Source organism: Streptomyces sp. NPDC054840, from assembly GCF_053611065.1.
In genome coordinates, this window is the sequence record NZ_JBSGZP010000073.1 from 1 (window position 1) to 17,479 (window position 17,479).

Annotated in this window: 15 protein-coding genes and 4 pseudogenes; 7 read left to right on the forward strand and 12 right to left on the reverse strand. The window is 70.9% G+C overall.

Annotation, left to right across the window (positions count from 1 at the left end; all coding sequences use genetic code 11):
* Window positions 1-23 precede the first annotated feature (23 nt).
* A complete protein-coding gene (locus ACWGIU_RS08165) occupies window positions 24-869 on the reverse strand; it encodes a sulfurtransferase (protein WP_453703566.1) in 846 nt (281 codons plus the stop codon).
* A gap of 176 nt (window positions 870-1,045) precedes the next feature.
* Between ACWGIU_RS08165 and ACWGIU_RS08170 the strand changes: the two genes are divergently transcribed.
* Complete coding sequence (locus ACWGIU_RS08170) at window positions 1,046-1,831, forward strand: VOC family protein (RefSeq protein WP_453703568.1); 786 nt, start codon at window positions 1,046-1,048, stop codon at window positions 1,829-1,831.
* Between the two features lie 2 nt (window positions 1,832-1,833).
* Here the strand turns inward: ACWGIU_RS08170 and ACWGIU_RS08175 are convergent, their stop codons facing one another.
* Complete coding sequence (locus tag ACWGIU_RS08175) at window positions 1,834-3,093, reverse strand: MFS transporter (protein ID WP_453703570.1); 1,260 nt, start codon at window positions 3,091-3,093, stop codon at window positions 1,834-1,836.
* Window positions 3,094-3,255: 162 nt separating this feature from the next.
* Here ACWGIU_RS08175 and ACWGIU_RS08180 point away from each other — a divergent pair, with 162 nt between their 5' ends.
* The 6 genes from ACWGIU_RS08180 to ACWGIU_RS08205 are packed head-to-tail and all read left to right on the forward strand — an operon-like array spanning window position 3,256 to window position 9,086.
* Window positions 3,256-4,290: an ABC transporter substrate-binding protein gene (locus ACWGIU_RS08180; protein ID WP_453703572.1), complete on the forward strand. Its 1,035-nt coding sequence runs from the start codon at window positions 3,256-3,258 to the stop codon at window positions 4,288-4,290.
* A complete protein-coding gene (locus ACWGIU_RS08185; RefSeq protein ID WP_453703574.1) occupies window positions 4,280-5,443 on the forward strand; it encodes a FecCD family ABC transporter permease in 1,164 nt (387 codons plus the stop codon). Before ACWGIU_RS08180 ends, ACWGIU_RS08185 begins: the two co-directional genes overlap by 11 nt.
* Window positions 5,440-6,282, forward strand: coding sequence for an ABC transporter ATP-binding protein (locus ACWGIU_RS08190; protein ID WP_453703576.1), 843 nt, complete (start codon window positions 5,440-5,442; stop codon window positions 6,280-6,282). Before ACWGIU_RS08185 ends, ACWGIU_RS08190 begins: the two co-directional genes overlap by 4 nt.
* Complete coding sequence (locus ACWGIU_RS08195) at window positions 6,279-7,112, forward strand: Rossmann-like domain-containing protein (RefSeq protein ID WP_453703578.1); 834 nt, start codon at window positions 6,279-6,281, stop codon at window positions 7,110-7,112. Before ACWGIU_RS08190 ends, ACWGIU_RS08195 begins: the two co-directional genes overlap by 4 nt.
* Complete coding sequence (locus tag ACWGIU_RS08200) at window positions 7,109-8,134, forward strand: GHMP family kinase ATP-binding protein (protein ID WP_453703580.1); 1,026 nt, start codon at window positions 7,109-7,111, stop codon at window positions 8,132-8,134. The genes ACWGIU_RS08195 and ACWGIU_RS08200 overlap by 4 nt, the downstream gene beginning before the upstream one ends.
* Window positions 8,055-9,086: a pyridoxal-phosphate dependent enzyme gene (locus ACWGIU_RS08205; RefSeq protein ID WP_453703582.1), complete on the forward strand. Its 1,032-nt coding sequence runs from the start codon at window positions 8,055-8,057 to the stop codon at window positions 9,084-9,086. The genes ACWGIU_RS08200 and ACWGIU_RS08205 overlap by 80 nt, the downstream gene beginning before the upstream one ends.
* Before the next feature lie 201 nt (window positions 9,087-9,287).
* Here ACWGIU_RS08205 and ACWGIU_RS08210 read toward each other — a convergent pair.
* The 10 genes and pseudogenes from ACWGIU_RS08210 to ACWGIU_RS08255 form a co-directional block, all read right to left on the reverse strand.
* Window positions 9,288-9,393: pseudogene (locus tag ACWGIU_RS08210) on the reverse strand (AraC family transcriptional regulator); the annotation flags it as partial.
* A gap of 111 nt (window positions 9,394-9,504) precedes the next feature.
* Window positions 9,505-10,614: a M20 family metallopeptidase gene (locus ACWGIU_RS08215; protein WP_453703584.1), complete on the reverse strand. Its 1,110-nt coding sequence runs from the start codon at window positions 10,612-10,614 to the stop codon at window positions 9,505-9,507.
* Window positions 10,615-10,931: 317 nt separating this feature from the next.
* Window positions 10,932-11,195, reverse strand: a complete 264-nt coding sequence (locus ACWGIU_RS08220; RefSeq protein ID WP_453703586.1) for an RHS repeat domain-containing protein — start codon at window positions 11,193-11,195, stop codon at window positions 10,932-10,934.
* Between the two features lie 149 nt (window positions 11,196-11,344).
* Window positions 11,345-11,488: pseudogene (locus ACWGIU_RS08225) on the reverse strand (thymidine kinase); the annotation flags it as partial.
* 53 nt (window positions 11,489-11,541) lie between these two features.
* Complete coding sequence (locus tag ACWGIU_RS08230; protein ID WP_453703588.1) at window positions 11,542-11,808, reverse strand: hypothetical protein; 267 nt, start codon at window positions 11,806-11,808, stop codon at window positions 11,542-11,544.
* Window positions 11,809-12,014: 206 nt separating this feature from the next.
* Window positions 12,015-12,282, reverse strand: a pseudogene (locus tag ACWGIU_RS08235) (hypothetical protein); the annotation flags it as partial.
* A 49-nt stretch (window positions 12,283-12,331) separates the two neighbouring features.
* A complete protein-coding gene (locus ACWGIU_RS08240) occupies window positions 12,332-12,772 on the reverse strand; it encodes a hypothetical protein (RefSeq protein ID WP_453703590.1) in 441 nt (146 codons plus the stop codon).
* Window positions 12,769-13,284 (reverse strand): annotated as a pseudogene (locus tag ACWGIU_RS08245) (RHS repeat-associated core domain-containing protein); the annotation flags it as partial. The pseudogene ACWGIU_RS08245 and the gene ACWGIU_RS08240, both read right to left, overlap by 4 nt.
* A gap of 118 nt (window positions 13,285-13,402) precedes the next feature.
* Window positions 13,403-13,852: a hypothetical protein gene (locus ACWGIU_RS08250; protein WP_453703592.1), complete on the reverse strand. Its 450-nt coding sequence runs from the start codon at window positions 13,850-13,852 to the stop codon at window positions 13,403-13,405.
* A partial coding sequence (locus tag ACWGIU_RS08255; RefSeq protein ID WP_453703594.1) for a DUF6531 domain-containing protein occupies window positions 13,849-17,479 on the reverse strand: 3,631 nt, incomplete at its 5' end. The genes ACWGIU_RS08255 and ACWGIU_RS08250, both read right to left, overlap by 4 nt.

The following is a 17,479-nucleotide window of genomic DNA, read 5'->3' on the forward strand; positions in this document are numbered from 1 at the left end:
GTCCTGCCCGGCGGCGGCCCGGCCTACCGGGGGTCCGGGCCCGTGGCCACCGGTCGGGCCGGGTCGCGGGACCACTCGGACCAACTGCCCGCGTAGAGGTCGGACTCGATGCCGGCCACCTCCAGGGCCAGAACCTCGTGCGCTCCGGAGACCCCGGAGCCGCAGTACACACCCACCGCGGTCCCCTCGGCCGCGCCGAGCGCCTCGAACCGGGCACGCAGGGCGTCCGACGGCAGGAACCGCCCGTCCGGGCCGACGTTCTCCGTGGTGGGGGCCGACAGCGCGCCCGGGATGTGGCCGCCGACCAGGTCGATCGGTTCGACCTCGCCCCGGTAGCGCTCCCCCGCGCGGGCGTCCAGGAGGACTCCCGCCCGCGCACGCAGGGCCGCCGCGTCGGCGTCCAGCAGTCCGACCGCCCCGGGAGTTGGCTTGAAATCGCCCTCGACCGGAGTCACCCGATCAGCCGTCACCGCGCCGCCGGCCGCCGTCCAGGCGGTCAAGCCGCCGTCGAGGACCCGCACGTTCGGGTGACCCGTCCAGCGCAGCAACCACCACGCCCGGGCCGCCGCCCAGCCCAGCCCGCCGTCGTACACGACGACGGGTCCGTCCGCCGGAACGCCCGCCCGCCGCATCGCCTCCCCGAAGGCCTCCGGGTCCGGCAGCGGGTGGCGGCCGCCCGCCCCGGGCGGACCTGCCAGTTCGCGGTCGAGGTCGACGTACACCGCTCCGGGCAGGTGTCCTGCCTCGTAGGCGGCCCGCTGGTCGGGGCCGCCGAGCTGCCAGCGGATGTCCAGCAGCACCGGCGGGCGGGGGCCCGCCAGCTCGTTCCTCAGTTCGGCGGCGGCGAGGATCGCAGATTTCGCAGTCATGTCGGCCATCTTCCTCCCCGCCCGGCACCGGCGTCACAGGGCCGTCGTCGGCGGGCCGGACCGATCCGGTCAACTCCGCGCCGGGCCGCATTTATGCGGCCCGGTCGGGGCGCGCCGAGCCGCCGGGAGTGGAAGCATCAGCACCGGTAAGCGCCACGACGGAGGAGACGGCTGACATGACCGAGGCAGCGGAACCAACCCGGCGCACGCCCGGTACCCCGTGCTGGGTGAGCCTCATGGTGCACGGCCTCGGGACCACCGAGGACTTCTACGCCGACCTGTTCGGCTGGGAGTACGAGCCCGGCCCCGAGCAGCTCGGCCCTTACGTCCGCGCGGTGCTGGACGGCCACGAGGTGGCCGGGATCGGCGAAATGCCGCCGGACCGGCATCTTCCGGTGGCCTGGACGACGTACCTCGCCACGGACGACGCGGACGCGACCGCCGAGTCGGTCCGCGCCTGCGGCGGCACGGTCGCGGTGGGTCCCCTGGACGCCGGTATCGCGGGGCGGGTGGCGATCTGCTCCGATCCGCTGGGTGCGATCTTCGGGCTGTGGCAGGCGCAGAGCCTCATGGGCACCCGGCCGTACCGCGGGCCGGGCACCCCCGTGTGGAACGAGCTGGTCACCCAGGACACCTCGACGGTCGGGAAGTTCTACGAGCACGTCTTCGGCCACGAGGCGCAGACGCCCGCCACGGCCTCCGACGACTTCGACTACCTGACCCTGCACCTGGAGGGGCGCCCGGTGGCCGCCGTGCACGGTGTCGGCCGCTCGCTGCCGCACGACCGGGGGCCGCACTGGATGGCGTACTTCGAAATGGAGGACACCGACGTGGCGGCCGCCCGGGTCGTCGAACTCGGCGGGCGCGTCGTCGACCCGCCCCGGGAGGGCCCGCGCGGGCGGCAGGCCACGGTCGCGGACCCGGAGGGCGCGGTTTTCGCCCTCGTACGCTCGCGGCGCTGAACTCAGTGCGCCCTCGGCCCCGGGGTCCGCCCGAAGTACCGGGCGGTGGGCGCGAGGGCCGCCGCGGCGGGTACGAGGAAACAGGCCGCGGCGCACACGGCGAGGACCGGGGTGACGCCGAAGGCACCGATGGCCGGGGCGATGAGGGCGAGGCCCACCGGTGCGAGGCCGTAGGACAGGAGGAAGTCCAGCGAGGAGACGCGGGCGAGCTTGTCCGGGGCGACCTCGCGCTGGATGGCCGTGAACCAGGGCACGTTGAACAGCTCGATCCCGATGCCCGCCACGACGTACGCGGCGATCACCACGGCCGGGTGGACCGGCAGCATCAGGCTCAGCGGCGCGAAGCCGTAGAGGGCAAGGCCGGCGAAGGCGCTCCAGCCCTGGGAGCGGGGCCGCCGACGGGCGGTGAACAGGGCCCCGCCGAGCGCGCCCACGGTGTAGGCGGTCATGGCCGCGGCCATGACCCACCCGGCGCCGTAGCGGTCGCGGCTGATGAGGGGCAGGGCGACGCCGGTGGCGGAGTAGCCGAGCGCTATCACGGTGGTCAGGGCCGCGAGTCCGGCGAGGAACCAGGGGTGGCGGCGGGCCTCGCGTATGCCGTCGACGAACTCGGCACGCAGTGAGGCGCGCGGTGCGGGGGCCCCGGATCCGGCGGCCGGGGCGCCGCGGCCCGGCAGGAGGGCGGCGACCAGCCAGAGCAGGCCGATGCCCAGCAGCAGTGTTCCCACGTCGGCGAACGCTGCGAGCAGCGCCGTCAGGGTGGGGCCCGCCAGTGTGGAGGTCCGTATCGCCAGGGTCATGGCGGCATTGGCGTGCTGCCTGCGGTCGGCGGCGACGACCTCGGCGGTGAGCGCCTGGAAGGCGGGCCGGCAGGCCCCCTGGCCCGCGCCCGCGAGGGCGGCGGCCAGGGTCATCACCAGGAGCGACCGGCCGAGGCCGAGGGCGAGGAGCGGGGCGGCGGCCGCAGCCGCGAGGGCGGACCAGAGCACGACGGCCCGGCGCGAGTGACGGTCGGCCAGCACCCCGCCGACGGCGACGGCGGCGAGGAATCCGGCGGTGCGGGCCGCGAGGACCAGGCCCAGGCCGGCCGCGCCGAGTTCCCGGTGCAGGACGGCGAGGCCCAGGACGAAGGGGAGCGCCCAGGTCGCGAGTCCGGAGGCGGTGGTGCCCGCCCACAGGCGCAGGAAGGCGGCGTCGCGCAGGAGGGAACGGGTGGGCGGCGGGCCGGTCGTGGGCGTCGCGGGCACGGGTGTGGTCGCCACGGTGTGGTGCTCCTCGTTCGTCGGCGGGTGCCGGAGTCGCGGTTCGGTGAACCTCCACCCCGGGAGTGTTAATGAAAACGATAACCATTACTCTATCCTTCGAAAGCGGCACTCCTGCCCGGTGCACGACCACACCCACGCTCTTCCCAGACCGGAGAACCCATGCGCCACCGCGCCCGGATCGGCATCCCCCTCGCGCTCGCACTCGCCCTGACCCTCGTCACCACGGGCTGCTCGGCCCCCACCGACGACCACGCGCCGAAGGGTGAACCCGCCGCCCGGACAGCGGCATTCGGCAGTTGCGGGCGGCAGCTCGCCCTCGAACGGCCCCCGCGGCGCGCCGTCGCCCTGGACCAGACCTCGACCGAAACCCTGCTGGAGCTGGGGCTACAGGACCGAATGGCCGGGACGGCCAACCTCAAGACGAAGATCCCCGCGCGCTACCAGGACGCCTACGCCAAGGTCCCGGTCATCACCCCCAAGATCGCCACCAGCGAGCAACTGCGCTCGGCCACCCCCGACTTCGTGGTGGCCGGCTCCACCGACCTCTTCACGAAGGACCGCGCGGGCACCCGCGAGGAACTGGCCGCCCTGGGCGTCCCCACCTTCGTCAGCGCGGTGGACTGCCCGCAGCACAGCGAGCCCGGAAAGACCCCCTTCGAACTGCTCTTCTCCGACTACGAGCGGCTCGGCGAGGTCTTCGGCGGTGAGGAACGGGCCGGCCGGCTCGCCCAGGAGCAGCGCGCCGCCGTCACCAAGGCCGGCGAGAACGCCGCCGCGGCCATGGCCCGGGACGGAAAGCAGCCCACCGTCGTCTACCTCTACTCGGTCTTGGGCGGCATGCCCTACGTCGCCGGCCGGACCGGTCTGCCCAGTGAGATGAGCCGGATCGTCGGCGCGAAGAACGCCTTCGACGACGTGGCCGAGGACTGGCCGGAGGTCTCCTGGGAGGAAGTCGCCAAGCGTGACCCGGACTTCATCGTGATCGGCGATCTGAGCGAGCGCGGCCGGCCCGGCGACAGCGCCGCCGAGAAGCGCCACGCGATGGCCGAGGACCCGGTGGTCTCCAGGCTGGCGGCGGTCCGCGAGAACAGGATCATCGAGGTTCCGGGCATCGAACTGGACCCCTCCGTACGCTCCGTGCACGCCCTCGGGCTGCTGGCGGCGGGGATGAAGGACCTCGGGTATGTCCGCTGACCCGGGGGTGGTGGACCTGCTGCTTCCCGCCGCCCGCGAGTTCCGCGTGAGCACGGCACCCCCTGGATCCGGGCGGTCCGGGTGGTCGGGGCGGTCCGGGTGGTCGGGGCGGTCCGGGTGGTCGGGGCGGTCCGGGTGGTCGGCCCGGGCGGGGCTGTTCCTTGCCGGGGTGCTCGTCCTGGTCGCCTCGCTGGCCGCGGGCACCCGTATCGGCAGCGCGGAGGTGGGATGGACGGACCTCGGCCGGGTGCTCGGGGCCCGGCTGGGCCTGGCCGTCGAACCGCTGCCGCCGCTGCTGGACTCGCTCGTCTGGGACCTGCGGCTGCCCCGGGTACTGATGGCGGCCCTGGTGGGTGCCTCGCTCGCGGTGTGCGGCGCCGTGCTGCAGGCGGTCACCCGCAACGCGCTGGCCGATCCCTACCTGCTCGGCGTCTCCTCGGGTGCCTCGGCCGGGGCCGTCACCGTGGCCGTCCTGCCGCTGTCCGGGCTGGGCGCCGCAACCCTCGGGATCACCGGCGGCGCCCTCGTCGGCGCCCTGCTCTCCTTCGGCCTGCTGCTGGCGCTGCTGCACCGGACGGGCCTGGACTCGGGGCGCATCGTCCTCACCGGTGTGGTCGTCGGACAGCTCTTCACCGCCCTGACCTCGCTCGTCCTGATGGCCTCGGCCGACGCCGACACCACGCGCGCCCTCACCCACTGGCTGCTGGGCTCGATGGCTCCGGCCCGCTGGGACGCCGTCGTGGTCTGCGCGATCGTCACCCCGCTCGGGCTGGTGGCCGCCCGGCTGTGCGCGAACGCCCTCGACGGCCTCGCGTTCGGCGCGGACACCGCCGCCTCGCTGGGTATCGGCGTACGGCGCACCCGGATGCTGCTGCTGGTGGTGACGGCCGTGCTGACGTCGGTGGCGGTGGGCACCGTCGGCGCCATCGGGTTCGTCGGGCTGATCGTCCCGCACGGGGTGCGCCTGGTGGCAGGTCCGCTGCACCGGGCACTGCTCCCCCACGCCGCGCTCGCGGGCGCGGTGTTCCTGGTGTGGACCGACGCCCTGGCACGGGTCGCCTTCGCGCCGCGCGAGATACCGGTCGGCGTGATCACCGCTCTGCTCGGCGTACCGCTGTTCCTCCTCGTCCTGCGCAAGAGGGGTGAATTGTGAGGATCACCGCCGAAGGGCTGAGCTGGTCGGTCTCGGGCACGCCCGTCGTCCGCGGGGTCGACCTGGACATCGCGCCGGGCGAAACGGTCGGACTGCTCGGCCCCAACGGCTCGGGCAAGTCCTCGCTGCTGCGCTGCCTGGCCGGCCTGCGCGTGCCCGACGCGGGCACGGTGCGCTACGACGACCATTCGATACGGGACTGGAGCGCCCGCCGGATCGCCCGCCGGATCGCCTTCGTGGAGCAGGACTCCGGATTCGGCACCGACCTGCGCGTCGCCGACGTCGTGGGGCTGGGGCGGACCCCTTTCCGCGACCGGTGGCACGGCCCGGACGCCACCGACCGGGCGGTCGTCGCCGCCGCGCTGGACCGCGTCGGCCTCACCGCGCTCGCCGGGCGCTCCTGGAAGGGTCTGTCGGGCGGCGAACGGCAGCGCGCCCACATCGCCCGCGCGCTCGCCCAGCAACCGTACGGCCTGCTCCTCGACGAACCCACCAACCACCTGGACGTCAAGCACCAGTGGGAGCTCATGGAGCTGCTCGCCGGCACCGGGCAGACGGTGCTGGTCGCCCTGCACGACCTCACCCTGGCCGCTCGCCACTGCGACCGGCTGCTGCTCATGCACCAGGGCCGTCTGATCGCCTCCGGCGCGCCCGCCGCCGTCCTCACGGCCGAACACCTCGCCCAGATCTTCGAGGTCGACGCCGAACTGGCCACCGACGTCCTGGGCCGGCCCGCCGTCTCCTATCGCGGCCCGCTCCGCACCCCCGCACAGGCACACGCACACGCAGACGCACACGCACCCGCACCCGCACCCGCACTCCGAGAAGGAATGTCATGACGAGCCACCCGACCACCGCGCCCGCACCGACCGTCGACGCCCTGATGGCGGCCGTACTGGCCGGAGCACACGGCCCGCTGCCCAGCGAACTCGTGGCGACCAGCGTGTTCTGGATCCACCACGGCACCCGGCTGGCCGACGGCGACACCACCTACCTGAACCAGTACGTCTTGGTGCGCCTCGGCGGCTCCTTCGGCGGCTGTGCCTTCGAGGCCGGCGAGATCGACCCGGCGATCTGCCGCGACGCCTCGGGCACCCGGCTCGACGTCCTGCTGCGCGAAGCTCCGCGCCCCCTGCGGATCGCCGCCCTCGACGCGTACCTGGCCGGGCAGCACCCGCACCGCGACGCCGGAGCCGAGCCGGTCACCCTCCCCGCCGGCACCCCCGAGGCACGCGCCCGGGCCCGCGACGCGGCCGTCGCCGGGCTGCTCGACATCGGCGCGGGCGCCCGGGTCGGCCTCATCGGCGTGGTGAACCCGCTGGTCGCGGCGATCCGCGAGCGGGGCGGCGTACCGCTGCCGTGCGACTTCAACCTCGAAGCCACCCAGTGGGGCGATCCCGTCACCACCGACATGCACGAGGTCCTGGACCACGCCGACGCCGTGATCGCCACCGGTATGACGCTCAGCAACGGCTCCTTCGACACCGTCCTCGACCGCTGCCGCACCCGGGGCGTCCCGCTGGTCGTCTACGCGCAGAGCGGCAGCGCGGTCGCCCGGGCCTTCCTCGGCTCCGGCGTGACCGCGCTGTCGGCCGAGCCCTTCCCCTTCTCCCAGTTCAGCGCCGACCCGACGACCCTGTACCGCTACCGGACGGCGGGGCGGCCGTGATCGCGCCCAGCGCTCGCCGCGGCGCCGGCCGGGCCTCCTGCCACCACGGCGAGATCCTCCAGGGCGTCTTCCTCGACGCCACCGGGCGCCGGTGCGCCGGTCTGGTCACCCTCCCGATGAGCGGGATGGGCAGCCGGGCCCAGTTCACCCGGCGTCCCGGCACCCCGCCGGAGCAGCTCACCGTCCGGCCGGGCGACCGTACGAAGGCCGCCCGCGCGGCGGCCCTCACCGTCGAGGAATGCGCGCCGCTGCGCCGGGAGCCGCCCTGCGGAGGGGAGTTGCGGATCACCGGTGACATCCCGGTGGGCCTCGGCATGGGCAGCTCCACCAGTGATGTCATCGCCGTCGTCCGCGCGGTCGCGGACTCCTACGGGGTGCGGCTGGCGCCCGACACCGTGGCCCGGCTGGCGGTGCGCGCCGAACTGGCCTGCGACCCACTGATGCTCGACGCCCGCCCGGTGCTCTTCGCCCAGCGCGAGGGGCGGGTGCTGGAGATCCTCGGCCGCTGCCTGCCGCCCCTCGTCGTCGTGGGCTGCGCCCTGGGCGGGGGCGCGCCGGTGGACACCCTCTCCCTGCCGGTCCGTACGTACGACGAGAGTGACGTACGCGCCTTCGCGCGGCTGCGCACCCTGCTGCGGCGGGCCGTGGCCACGGGTGACGCGGCCCTGCTGGGCCACGTCGCGAACGCCAGCGCGCGGCGGGGGCAACAACTGCTGCGCCACCCGGAGTTCGACACGCTCATCGACGTCGGACGGCGGCTCGGGGCCCTGGGGGTCCAGATCGCGCACAGCGGCGCGGTGGCCGGTCTGCTCCTCGACCCGGCGGCCCCGGGCCTGCGCGACCGGATCCGCGGCTGCGTACGCGCCCTGGACAGCAACGGCATCGCCGCGACCCGCGTCTTCACGACCTTCTCCCCCCTCCCGACGACCAAGGAGCTCCCGAGTGGACCAGCACATCGCGCAGGCCATCGGCCGGCCCGACCTGATACGCCTCGACGACCGGCTCGTCTGCCTGCGCTTTGAGACCATGAAGGTCGTCTCCGCCCTCGCCGCGGTCCGCCACCTGCTCGACACGGGGGTGGTGCGCCGCGGGGACACCCTGCTGGACAGCTCCAGCGGGATCTACGCCTACGCCCTCGCGCTGGCCTGCCACCGCCACGGGATGCGCTGTCACATCGTGGGTTCGACGACCGTCGATCGCACGCTGTGCATCCAACTCGCCGTCCTCGGGGCGACGCTGGAGCGGATGGAGCCCTGCGACGACCTGAAGCTGGACCAGAAGCGGCGGGTCGAGCGCATCCACGAGATCCTCGTGGAGCACCCGGAGTACCACTGGATGCGGCAGTACCACGACGACATCCACTACCTGGGCTACCGGGCGGTGGCGGAGCGGATCCGGCGGTCGACGGGCGGGGCCGGGAGCGGGGACGGGGGCGGACTGACCCTGGTCGGCGGTGTCGGCTCGGGCGCCTCCACCGGAGCCCTCGCCCGCTATCTGCGGGAGGACTCCCCCGACGTCGAACTCGTCGGCGTGCAGCCTTTCGGCAGTGTCACCTTCGGCGCCGAACACGTCGCCGATCCCGAGATCATCATCGCCGGGATCGGCAGTTCCATCCCTTTCGGGAACGTCAGCCACGCGTCGTACGACACGCTCCACTGGATCTCCTTCGACGCCGCCCTGGCCGGCGGCGTCGACCTGTTGCGGCGGCACGCGGTGTTCGCCGGTCTGTCCACCGGGGCCGGCTACCTCGCCGCCCGCTGGGAACGGTCCCGGGCCCCGGAACGTACGGTCCTCTTCATCGCCCCCGACACCGGCCACCGGTACGTGGACAGCGTGTACGCCCGCCACCGCGAGGCGGCCGCCGTCGACTCCCTGACGCCGCGCCAGATCACCGACCGGGCCGAACTCGCGCTCCCCTGGTCCCGGATGTGCTGGGACCGGGCCCCGGGCACAGGGCTCGCTGTTCATTCATAGGAAGGGCGCCCGGCGGCCGTACATGATCATCCGCAGCGCCGGTCGGGGCACGCTCATCCTGGCCGCCCCGCTCGGCCGGCCATCCGGCGTACGCGGCGGTCGGCGCGGCGTTACGGACACTCTCCGGGTACAGGTAGCGCGGCCGGCACCCGCCGGCTCGGCCTTTCAGCGTCACGCGGCACGAGTCCACCCTGTGGCCGGCAGGTTCGCCGCGTCCGCGGCCACCACCGGGCCGAGGTCGCACCGGATCATGTGCAGGCACAGGTCCGGCCCGGCGGCGGCCGGCCGAGGTGAGCAGCTGTCCGTTGTGAGCTGCGGTCGGCCGTGGAGCCCCCGCGGGGCCGGAAGTGACGGACGGATCACCTGCCGGTGCCCTCGTCGGTCAGCCCGCCTCGGAGGCTTCGTACCGGCGGCAGGATCAGAGGATTCCGCCGTCGCGGATCGCGTGCACCAGTCCGGTGACGAGATGCGCCCGCTCCGCCATCGCGTCGACCACCAGGTACTCGTGATCGGCGTGAGCACCGCCGCCGACCGCTCCCAGGCCGTCGAGCGTAGGCACCCCCAGCGCGCCCGTGAAGTTGCCGTCGCTGCCGCCACCGACCGCCTTGCCCTCGATACCCGGCAGCAGTCGCCGTGCCAGCGCGAACAGCTCCGCCGAAGCCGACCCGGGCATCGGGGGCCGGCCCACCGCCCCCCGGACCACGACCTCCGCCCCGTCCAGATGCGGGGCCAGTCCCGCCATCGCCGACTCGACGCGCTCCTTCTCCCGGGCCGACTCGACCCGGACGTCGACGAGCACCGTCGCCGCCGCCGGAACGACGTTGTCCGAGGTTCCCGCCGACGCCACCGTCGGCGTCACCGTCGTCCCGACCTCCGGCCGACCCAGCGCCGCGATGTCCAGTACCTGGTACGCCGCCTCGACCAGCGCGTTCACACCGGCCTCGGGCTCCAGCCCGGCATGCGCCGCCCGCCCCTTGATGAGCACCTCGAACGTGCCGCACCCCTTGCGACCCGTCTTCAGGCCCCCGCCGTCGGCCGCACCCTCGCACACCAGCACCGCACCACAGGCGCGAGCCCGCTCCTCGATCAGAACCCGGGAGGAACCGGAACCGATCTCCTCGTCGGCGGTCACCAGCACCTCCACGCCCGACAGGTCGTCCAGCGCCGCCAGGCCGTGAATCGCCTGCACCAGACCACCGAGCATGTCGAAGACTCCAGGGCCCGTCGCGTGCCCGCCCTCCACCCGGAAGGGGCGGCGCGCCAGTGTGCCCAGCGGAAAGACCGTGTCGTGGTGACCGAGGATCAGCACCCGGGGATCGCCTCCGCCCGACCAGTGCACGTGCGGCCCGGCCTGGCTCTCCACCAGAACGGCCTGCCCGCCCAGCCGGCTCTCGATGACCGCCGCCACGGCGTGGGCCGACGCGTTCAGCGCAACGAGGTCACGCGACGGGGACTCGACCTCGACGAGCGTGCGCAGGTCCTCAAGCATGGCGTCGACACTCACAGCGGTGCTCTGGTACATCCTCATGGCCTCACGATAGGGGGCACGCCCGGCGGGCCCCGGAAGCGCAGAACCTCGCGTGCATCGCGCGCGGCGCCTCTAGGATGTAGTTGAGACCGGTCTCCTCGTCGCGGTACTGGCCCGGGAAGCGGAGCGGGCAGTCGACCGTTGCCGAGCCGGGCGGCATCGGAAGGTCCGTCCCTCCGTCCCCCAGAGGGTGGTGCGGCGCTGCCAGGTGACACGGCCGTCGGGTGTCACCAACTCCGTCGGGGCGCCGACGAGATCCGTGACGATCGCGTGGAAACGGGTGTCGTACTGTGCCTGCGTGTGGTGGTCGGCCTGGGTCAGCGGGCGGTGGGTGCCCGGCGCATAGTCCCAGGTGGTCGTGTGACCATCCAAGGGGTAGCCTGCTCGGCCAGGCGGGTGCCGTCCCAGGTGAAAGTGATGCGTTCCGCGATCTCGCCGTCGGCACCCAGGCGCTGTTTGGCCGTGCGTCGGCCGAGCGCGTCGTAGGTGTACTGCCAGTGGTCCCCGTCGGGTGTTGTTGCGTCGGTGAGGCGATCCTCGGCGTTCCAGGCGATCAGGGCCCCGCTGAACTCGTGGTCCACGTTGGAGGGGTGATCGGGCACGGTGGTGTGGGCGAGATTGCCGCGGTCGTCGTAGGCGTACTCTCGGTCCAGCCGTGGGCATGGACGGCGGTGACCCGACCGATGGGGGCGACGTCGAAGTTATGGGTCCCCCTGGTCAGTTCGCGGAAGCGGGCGTTGTGGGTGGCGCGGGCCACGCACCAGCACAGCGCCTCGACCTGGAGCTGCTCCAGGCGGTCCGGCAGCTCGACCAGACGCTGGGAGCCGGGGAAGAGCTTCGTGCGGAAGTCGATCTGCGCAGGGGCCAGGAACTGCCCGGGCACGGGGCCGTTTCGAGCCCATGGGGCGACGTGGCACCGTTGCCGCGCTAGGCGTCACCTCTCAGCCTCCGGGCGACGTCGATGTCGTTCTGGAGCGCGCTGAGACGGGGAAACGGCTCGCGGGTGGCGTCCAGCACGCAGACGTGGAGCTTGTCGCCGGCGCGCGGCGGCGCCACGTTCTCGTCCCACCAGGACGGGTGCTTCGCCTGGTCGATGAATCCGAATACGCCGTCGGAACCGTCTACTTCCGCCTTTGCGCCCACGGGAGCGGCAGCGACGACCGTCACGTCGAATTCTTGGTGATCGTGGAGCATCAGTTGGGCCCTCCAAAGATTTCGATCACCAGTCGCTGGCTGCAGTGATGTATGCCGGGACGATGCACCCCCTGACCTGCACGACCGAAGGTGCCTTCTGAGCACTTGGTCATCGGCTGCCGTCCCCGGCGCACCACTCCGGGAAGTTCATGCGGCGGACCGTCAGGCGTGGTTGACCGGGAGGACGTCCGGGGAGAAAGCGCCCGCGGGGCCAGGAACTGGGCCTCGTCCACGATCGTGTCATCCGCCTTGCCGCCCTGGGACAGCTGCGCGACCAGGTACGCGTACACCCGCTGGCGCTTCGATCGCCTCCGTCACCAGGCCCAGCCGGGAGGACAGCTTGCCCTCCCCCGCCCGGTCGTCCCGCGTGAAGATCACGCCCGGAAGCCCCCGCGCATCACGGTTGTGCGCGATCCGGAGAGCCAGAACGACTACGCCGGTCCCACCGGCTTTCCGACGCGATCCAAATGTCATCCCCACGGCTGGCGAGCTCATATCTAGCACGCCATCAGCCCCTGCAAGCTCACCGCAATAGGGTGACATTCCGGAATTTACCCAAAGAAAGAAGGTAGTCACTCTTTGCGCCATCATCAGATGGCAGTTCACCGATTTTCTCGTTCAATAGTTTTTCTGCAGCCAGCAGTACCGTGCCCGCCAGTTCGGCGGCGCCAATTCGAGCTACCGGCCCAGAGGGGGCAAAGATGCCGATCCCCTTCTTTCCGCTGCGAAACACGAGCTGGAACGATGTATCTACGCCAACGAAGGCAGCATTCTTGACGCGCCCTTCCAGCATCGGACGGAGACAGTCGAGGACTTGCACGACAGAGAGGTAGATCATCATTCCCTGGTCAGGGGTCTGCCCAACGGAATTGGCCTCCCCCAGCTCTCCGACCCAACGCATATCCCCCAGGTCAAACCCGCTCGGGTCCCCTTGGTCTGGGCGGACGGTAAATTCTACAATCATGGCACGTAACTCTTTCCTACAGGGACGAACGTAATAACTTTATTCCCGTCCTCCGAGTCGACCACAAGACGAAAGCGTGCCCGCATGCCGTTGACGATCATCCGCTTCTCGATTGTCTGTATCCGGTTATCTGGATCAGAAACACGATTTCCCTTATCGAGAATATACTCGGCGGCAGCCTCGACCTGGGCCCTGGTGGTCGTCGGGGGCATCAGGTCGCCATGCCCAGTCGAATGGCTGCCGGATACGTGACGCTCATCGATGTGCTTCCACCCCCATCTCGATGTCCCGTCTTCCATCCTCGGTTTGGCCCTGCACAAAGCCAGACCGAATGGGTCGATCCATCCCCAGGGATTGGGCCCGTACCAACACGGGTTCGGGCCGCCCGACAATCCGATCGGGTCCGGGGAGAGGTAGCGGGCGGTTTCCGGGTCGTAGGTGCGAAAGTAGTTGTGGTGAAGGCCCGACTCGGGGTCAAAGTACTGGCCCGGGAAGCGGAGCGCCAAGCTCGGCCTGGCCGCCGCGATGCAGGGGACAGCACCGGCTTCGAGACGCCGCAGGCCTACGCCGGCCCCACGCAACCTGTTTTGTGCTCCGGCCTCGCTCTCCTACGACTGGAGGAGGTAATCCTCACGTCGTTCTGTTTGCTTCAGGTCCAGAGATCAGAGTTCGTGGATCGTCAATGTCAACCGTAATCTCGAACCCAGAGGTTGAGCTAAAGGTGGCGACGTTTCCGGACAGCTGGATCCGATCAAAGGGATTGGATTCTGTGAAGAAAATTGCCCAGATGAGTGCGCGGTCAACAGTCAACCGTGCAATGAACCCCTCTGACCCGTACGAGCCCTCTCCGCCCCACAACAGCCCCTTACTCCCCAGGTCTACTGCGGCCAGCCCATCGACCGAAGACACCCAAGACGGATCGCTCTCCAGGATCTCATCCAGGCCGAACGGGGCGAGCACCCTCAAACCGCCCGGCTCGTCGGAGTCGAGGTCAACATCATAGGAGCCCCCATCTGCAAAATGCAGGGCGTCTCTGATGGGAAGCTGGAAATCTTCCCAAAGGCGTTCGATCGCGGTCATTTCGGCTTACACTTCCCGTTGCGCACGTGCTGCGGCCTCTCCTGTAGTCCCGTCGGGGGGACCGGCTCACCTAGTTCATTTCTGTTCCGCCCGGAATTCATTCTCCTCCTGAATTGCTCCGCCCATGTTCGTCCGGTTGTCGAATCGGGGTGAACCGCGTTCGGATCGACTCGCTCGATGATTACCGGCCTCCCCACTTCGCGCGCCGCATCAAGCCTGCGATTGTCGTATGACACCAGTTGGCCGTCTATTTCCATGACCTTCAAAGCCGTTCCGGGACGTTGCCAATCCCACTCCCCGGAGCGCATCTTCTCCACGTAGTCGTTCGGGGAAACGGTGCGTTGGGAGAAGTTCAGATCTTCGGGATTGGCCCATTCCGGCTCCCCGGCCAGCCCTAGGTGGTCAGTCCAGCTGTGGGGATTACGAACATACGCCACCGCATTAGGTGCCGGAACCAACCCGAGCGGGTCCGGTGTGGTGTAACGGGCGGTTTCTGGGTCGTAGTACCGAAAGTAGTTGTAGTTGAGGCCGGTTTCCTCGTCCGCGTACTGGCCGGGGAAGCGGAGCGGGCAGTCCAGCCCGCCCTCTGAATCGGGGAGGGGGGTGCCCCAGAGGGTGGTGCGGGATTGCCAGGCGAGGGCGCCGTCGGGCGTCACCAGTTCGATGGGCGTGCCGACGAGGTCCGTGACGATCGCGAGGAAGCGTGCGTCGAACTCGGACTGGGTGGTGGTGTCGGCGATGTCGAGTATTGAACTGGTGGTCTCGGGCCCAGCCTCGAGCGTCTGGCGTGTGGACTGGGATATCGGGCGGTGGGTACCCGGCGCGTAGTCCCACGTCGTCGCCGTGCCGTCCGAGGCGAACTGCTCGGCCACCTGGGTGCCGTCCCACGTGAAGGTGAGGGGGGTGCCGTCCGGGCTGGTTTTGGATATGCGGCGGCCCAGGGGGTCGTAGGCGTAGGTCCATTCCTCGCCGTCCGGGGTGGTGGCCTTGGTGAGGCGGTTCTCCGGGTTCCAGGCGTACGTCCAGGTGCGACTCTGGCCGTTGAGGAGCTTGCGGGTCTTGCGGATCAGACGGCCGGCGGCGTCGTGCTCGTAGGTGGTGCGGCCCGCCCGGCGGATGAGGGCGCCTTCGTAGGCCCGGTCTCCGGTCGCGGGGTGGTGCGGTGCTGCGGCCTGGGTCTGGTTGCCCGTGGAGTCATAGGCGTACTTCTCGCTCCAGCCGTGTGCCTGGACGCCCGTCACCCGGCCCGCGGGATCCAGCGTGAAACGCCGTGTTCCGGTCGTGAGCTCCCGGATTTCGGTGAGGTAGCCGTCGGGGCGGTAAGCGTAGGTGCGGTGCTGGAGGATGCGGTCGGCTTCGGACTGGTGGCGGGTGGCGAGGGTTTGCGTGGTGAGGCGGTCGCCCCTGTCCCAGGTCTGCGTGAGGGTGGTGTCGTCGCCGATGCGTCGTTCGGTCTCACGGCCGGCTGCGTCGTAGGCGAAGGCAATGCTTCCGTCGGCGCTGCTCAGCCTGGTAGGGCGACCCGCGGGGTCGTGAATCCACTCGGAGCACAGGCCGGAAGGAGTCGTGCGCCGGGTGCGGCGGCCCATGGCGTCGTACGCGTACGCGCTCATGCGTCCGTTGACTGTTTCCGAGACGACGCGGCCGACCGCGTCGTGTTCCCGGGTCAGTTCCGTGTCCGCGTTCGCCGCGCGGAGCAGGGCGCCACTCGCGCCGTACGCGTAGGTCGTGATGTCGCCGGTGGTCTCGTCGTGCTGGCTGACCATGCGTCCGAGCGCGTCGAGTGTGTAGCTCAGCCTTTCGCCCAGCGCGTTCGTCTGGGCCGTGAGGCGGCCTGCCGCGTCACGTTCATACGTGCGCACAACCTCATTGAAGTCGGATTCCGCAACCAGACGGCCTGCCGCGTCGTACGTGTAATGCCACCGCTTGCCCTGGGGGTTGGTGACATCGATCAGGCGCAGCTCGGTGTCGTAGGCGAAGGAATAGTGCGCGCCGTCGGGGTCGGTCCTCGTAGCGGGCTGGTCGAAGTAGGTATAGGTGTAGGTGGTGGTGTGCCCCGCCTCGTCCGTGTGGAGGACCAGGTTGCCTTCGGTATCCCACTGCCACACCTCGCGGGCGCCGTCCGGCCCCTCGCGCCAGGCGGGCATCCCCTCGATCGTCCAGCCGTGACGCGTGGTCTGGCCCAGCGCGTTGGTGACGGCGGTGACCTGGCCGTGCGGGCCCCGGCGCATGGAGGTGGTGCGCCCCACAGGGTCGGTTGTCTCGACCGGGAGACCCGCCGCGTCCGTGGTGATACGGGTGGTGTGGCCCAAAGGGTCCGTGATGGAGGTCAGGTGGCCCGACCTGTTGTAGCCGTAGCACGTGACGGCGCCGCTGGGGTCTGTGGTGGAGGTGTGTGCCCCACGGTCGTCATACGTGTGGTGCCATACCGCGCCGCCCGGTGCGCGGGTCTCCCGCGGCAGGCCGCGGTCGTCATAGACGGTCCCGGCCACGGTGCCGTCGGGTCGCTCAACGGCGATCAGCCGGCCCTGGTCGTCGTAGCGGTAGCGCGTGGTGCGCCCCAGGGCGTCGGTGACGGCGATGGGGTGCCGATTGCTCTCGTCCCACTCCGTGCGGGTGGTGTTCCCCAGCGGGTCGGTGTACGCGGTGATCTTGTACGCCTCGTTGCAGACGTAGGCGCTGGTGTTGCCCTGCGAGTCGGTGTACCGGGTGGTCCGGGCGGCCGTGTCGTAATACATCCGACCGGACAGGATGCCGTCCGGGCCGATGCCGCGCAGGACACGGCCCCGGTGGTCGTAGACATAGCCGTACGACGTGCCGTTGCGGTCCGTCCACGACGTCACACGGTGTTCATCGTCGTATCGGTAACGAAAGGCTTTGCCGGTCGAGTTGAAGACCTCGATCAGGTTGCCCGCCGGGTCGTAGGCGTAGGAGGTGAGGGTGGTGCTGTGCTCGCGCTGTTCGCCGTGCAGGAGACGCAGGGCTGTGACCCGCAGCAGTTTGGGGTCGGTGTCGACGGCGATACGGTAGCCGCCCGAGTGGGTGATCTCCTTCGGCGCTCCCTGAACGTCGTAGGCGATGTCGATGCGGTCGCCGTCGCCTGTCCGGTCGGTGATCGCCGTCAGAGCCAGCTCACGGCCCCCCACGGGCAGCGGGGCGAAGTGCAGGGTTCGATTGCGATCCGGGACGACGATGCGGAAGGCGCCGTCGGGCTTGCCGTCCCAGTACAGCGGCCAACGGGGACCGGAGGTGGGCAACGTCGCCACATCGGGCGTCGGCACCGGATACGTCAGGAGCATGCCGCCGTCCGTGACGTAAACGACACCCGCCCCGTCGATCTCCAGACGCTGGTCCAGCGTGCCCGCCCAGGTGGGGCCGAACCATCCCCCGCACGGATGCCCCGACACGTAGTGCCGTTCCAGGACCACCGGCAGGGCGCCGGGCAGGGTGACGTCGATGGCGGACATGACCATCTCGCCGGTCGCCACGTCGATCGGCTCGCCGGCCGTGGGGCGCTCCTCGTTGGGCGTGGTGTTCCTGTCCGGATCACTGTCCGTCCGCGCGCGGGCGCTGCCGTCCCGGCGCAGGCCTAGCTCCCGGTTACTCAGACGCTGCGCGGCGTTCTTG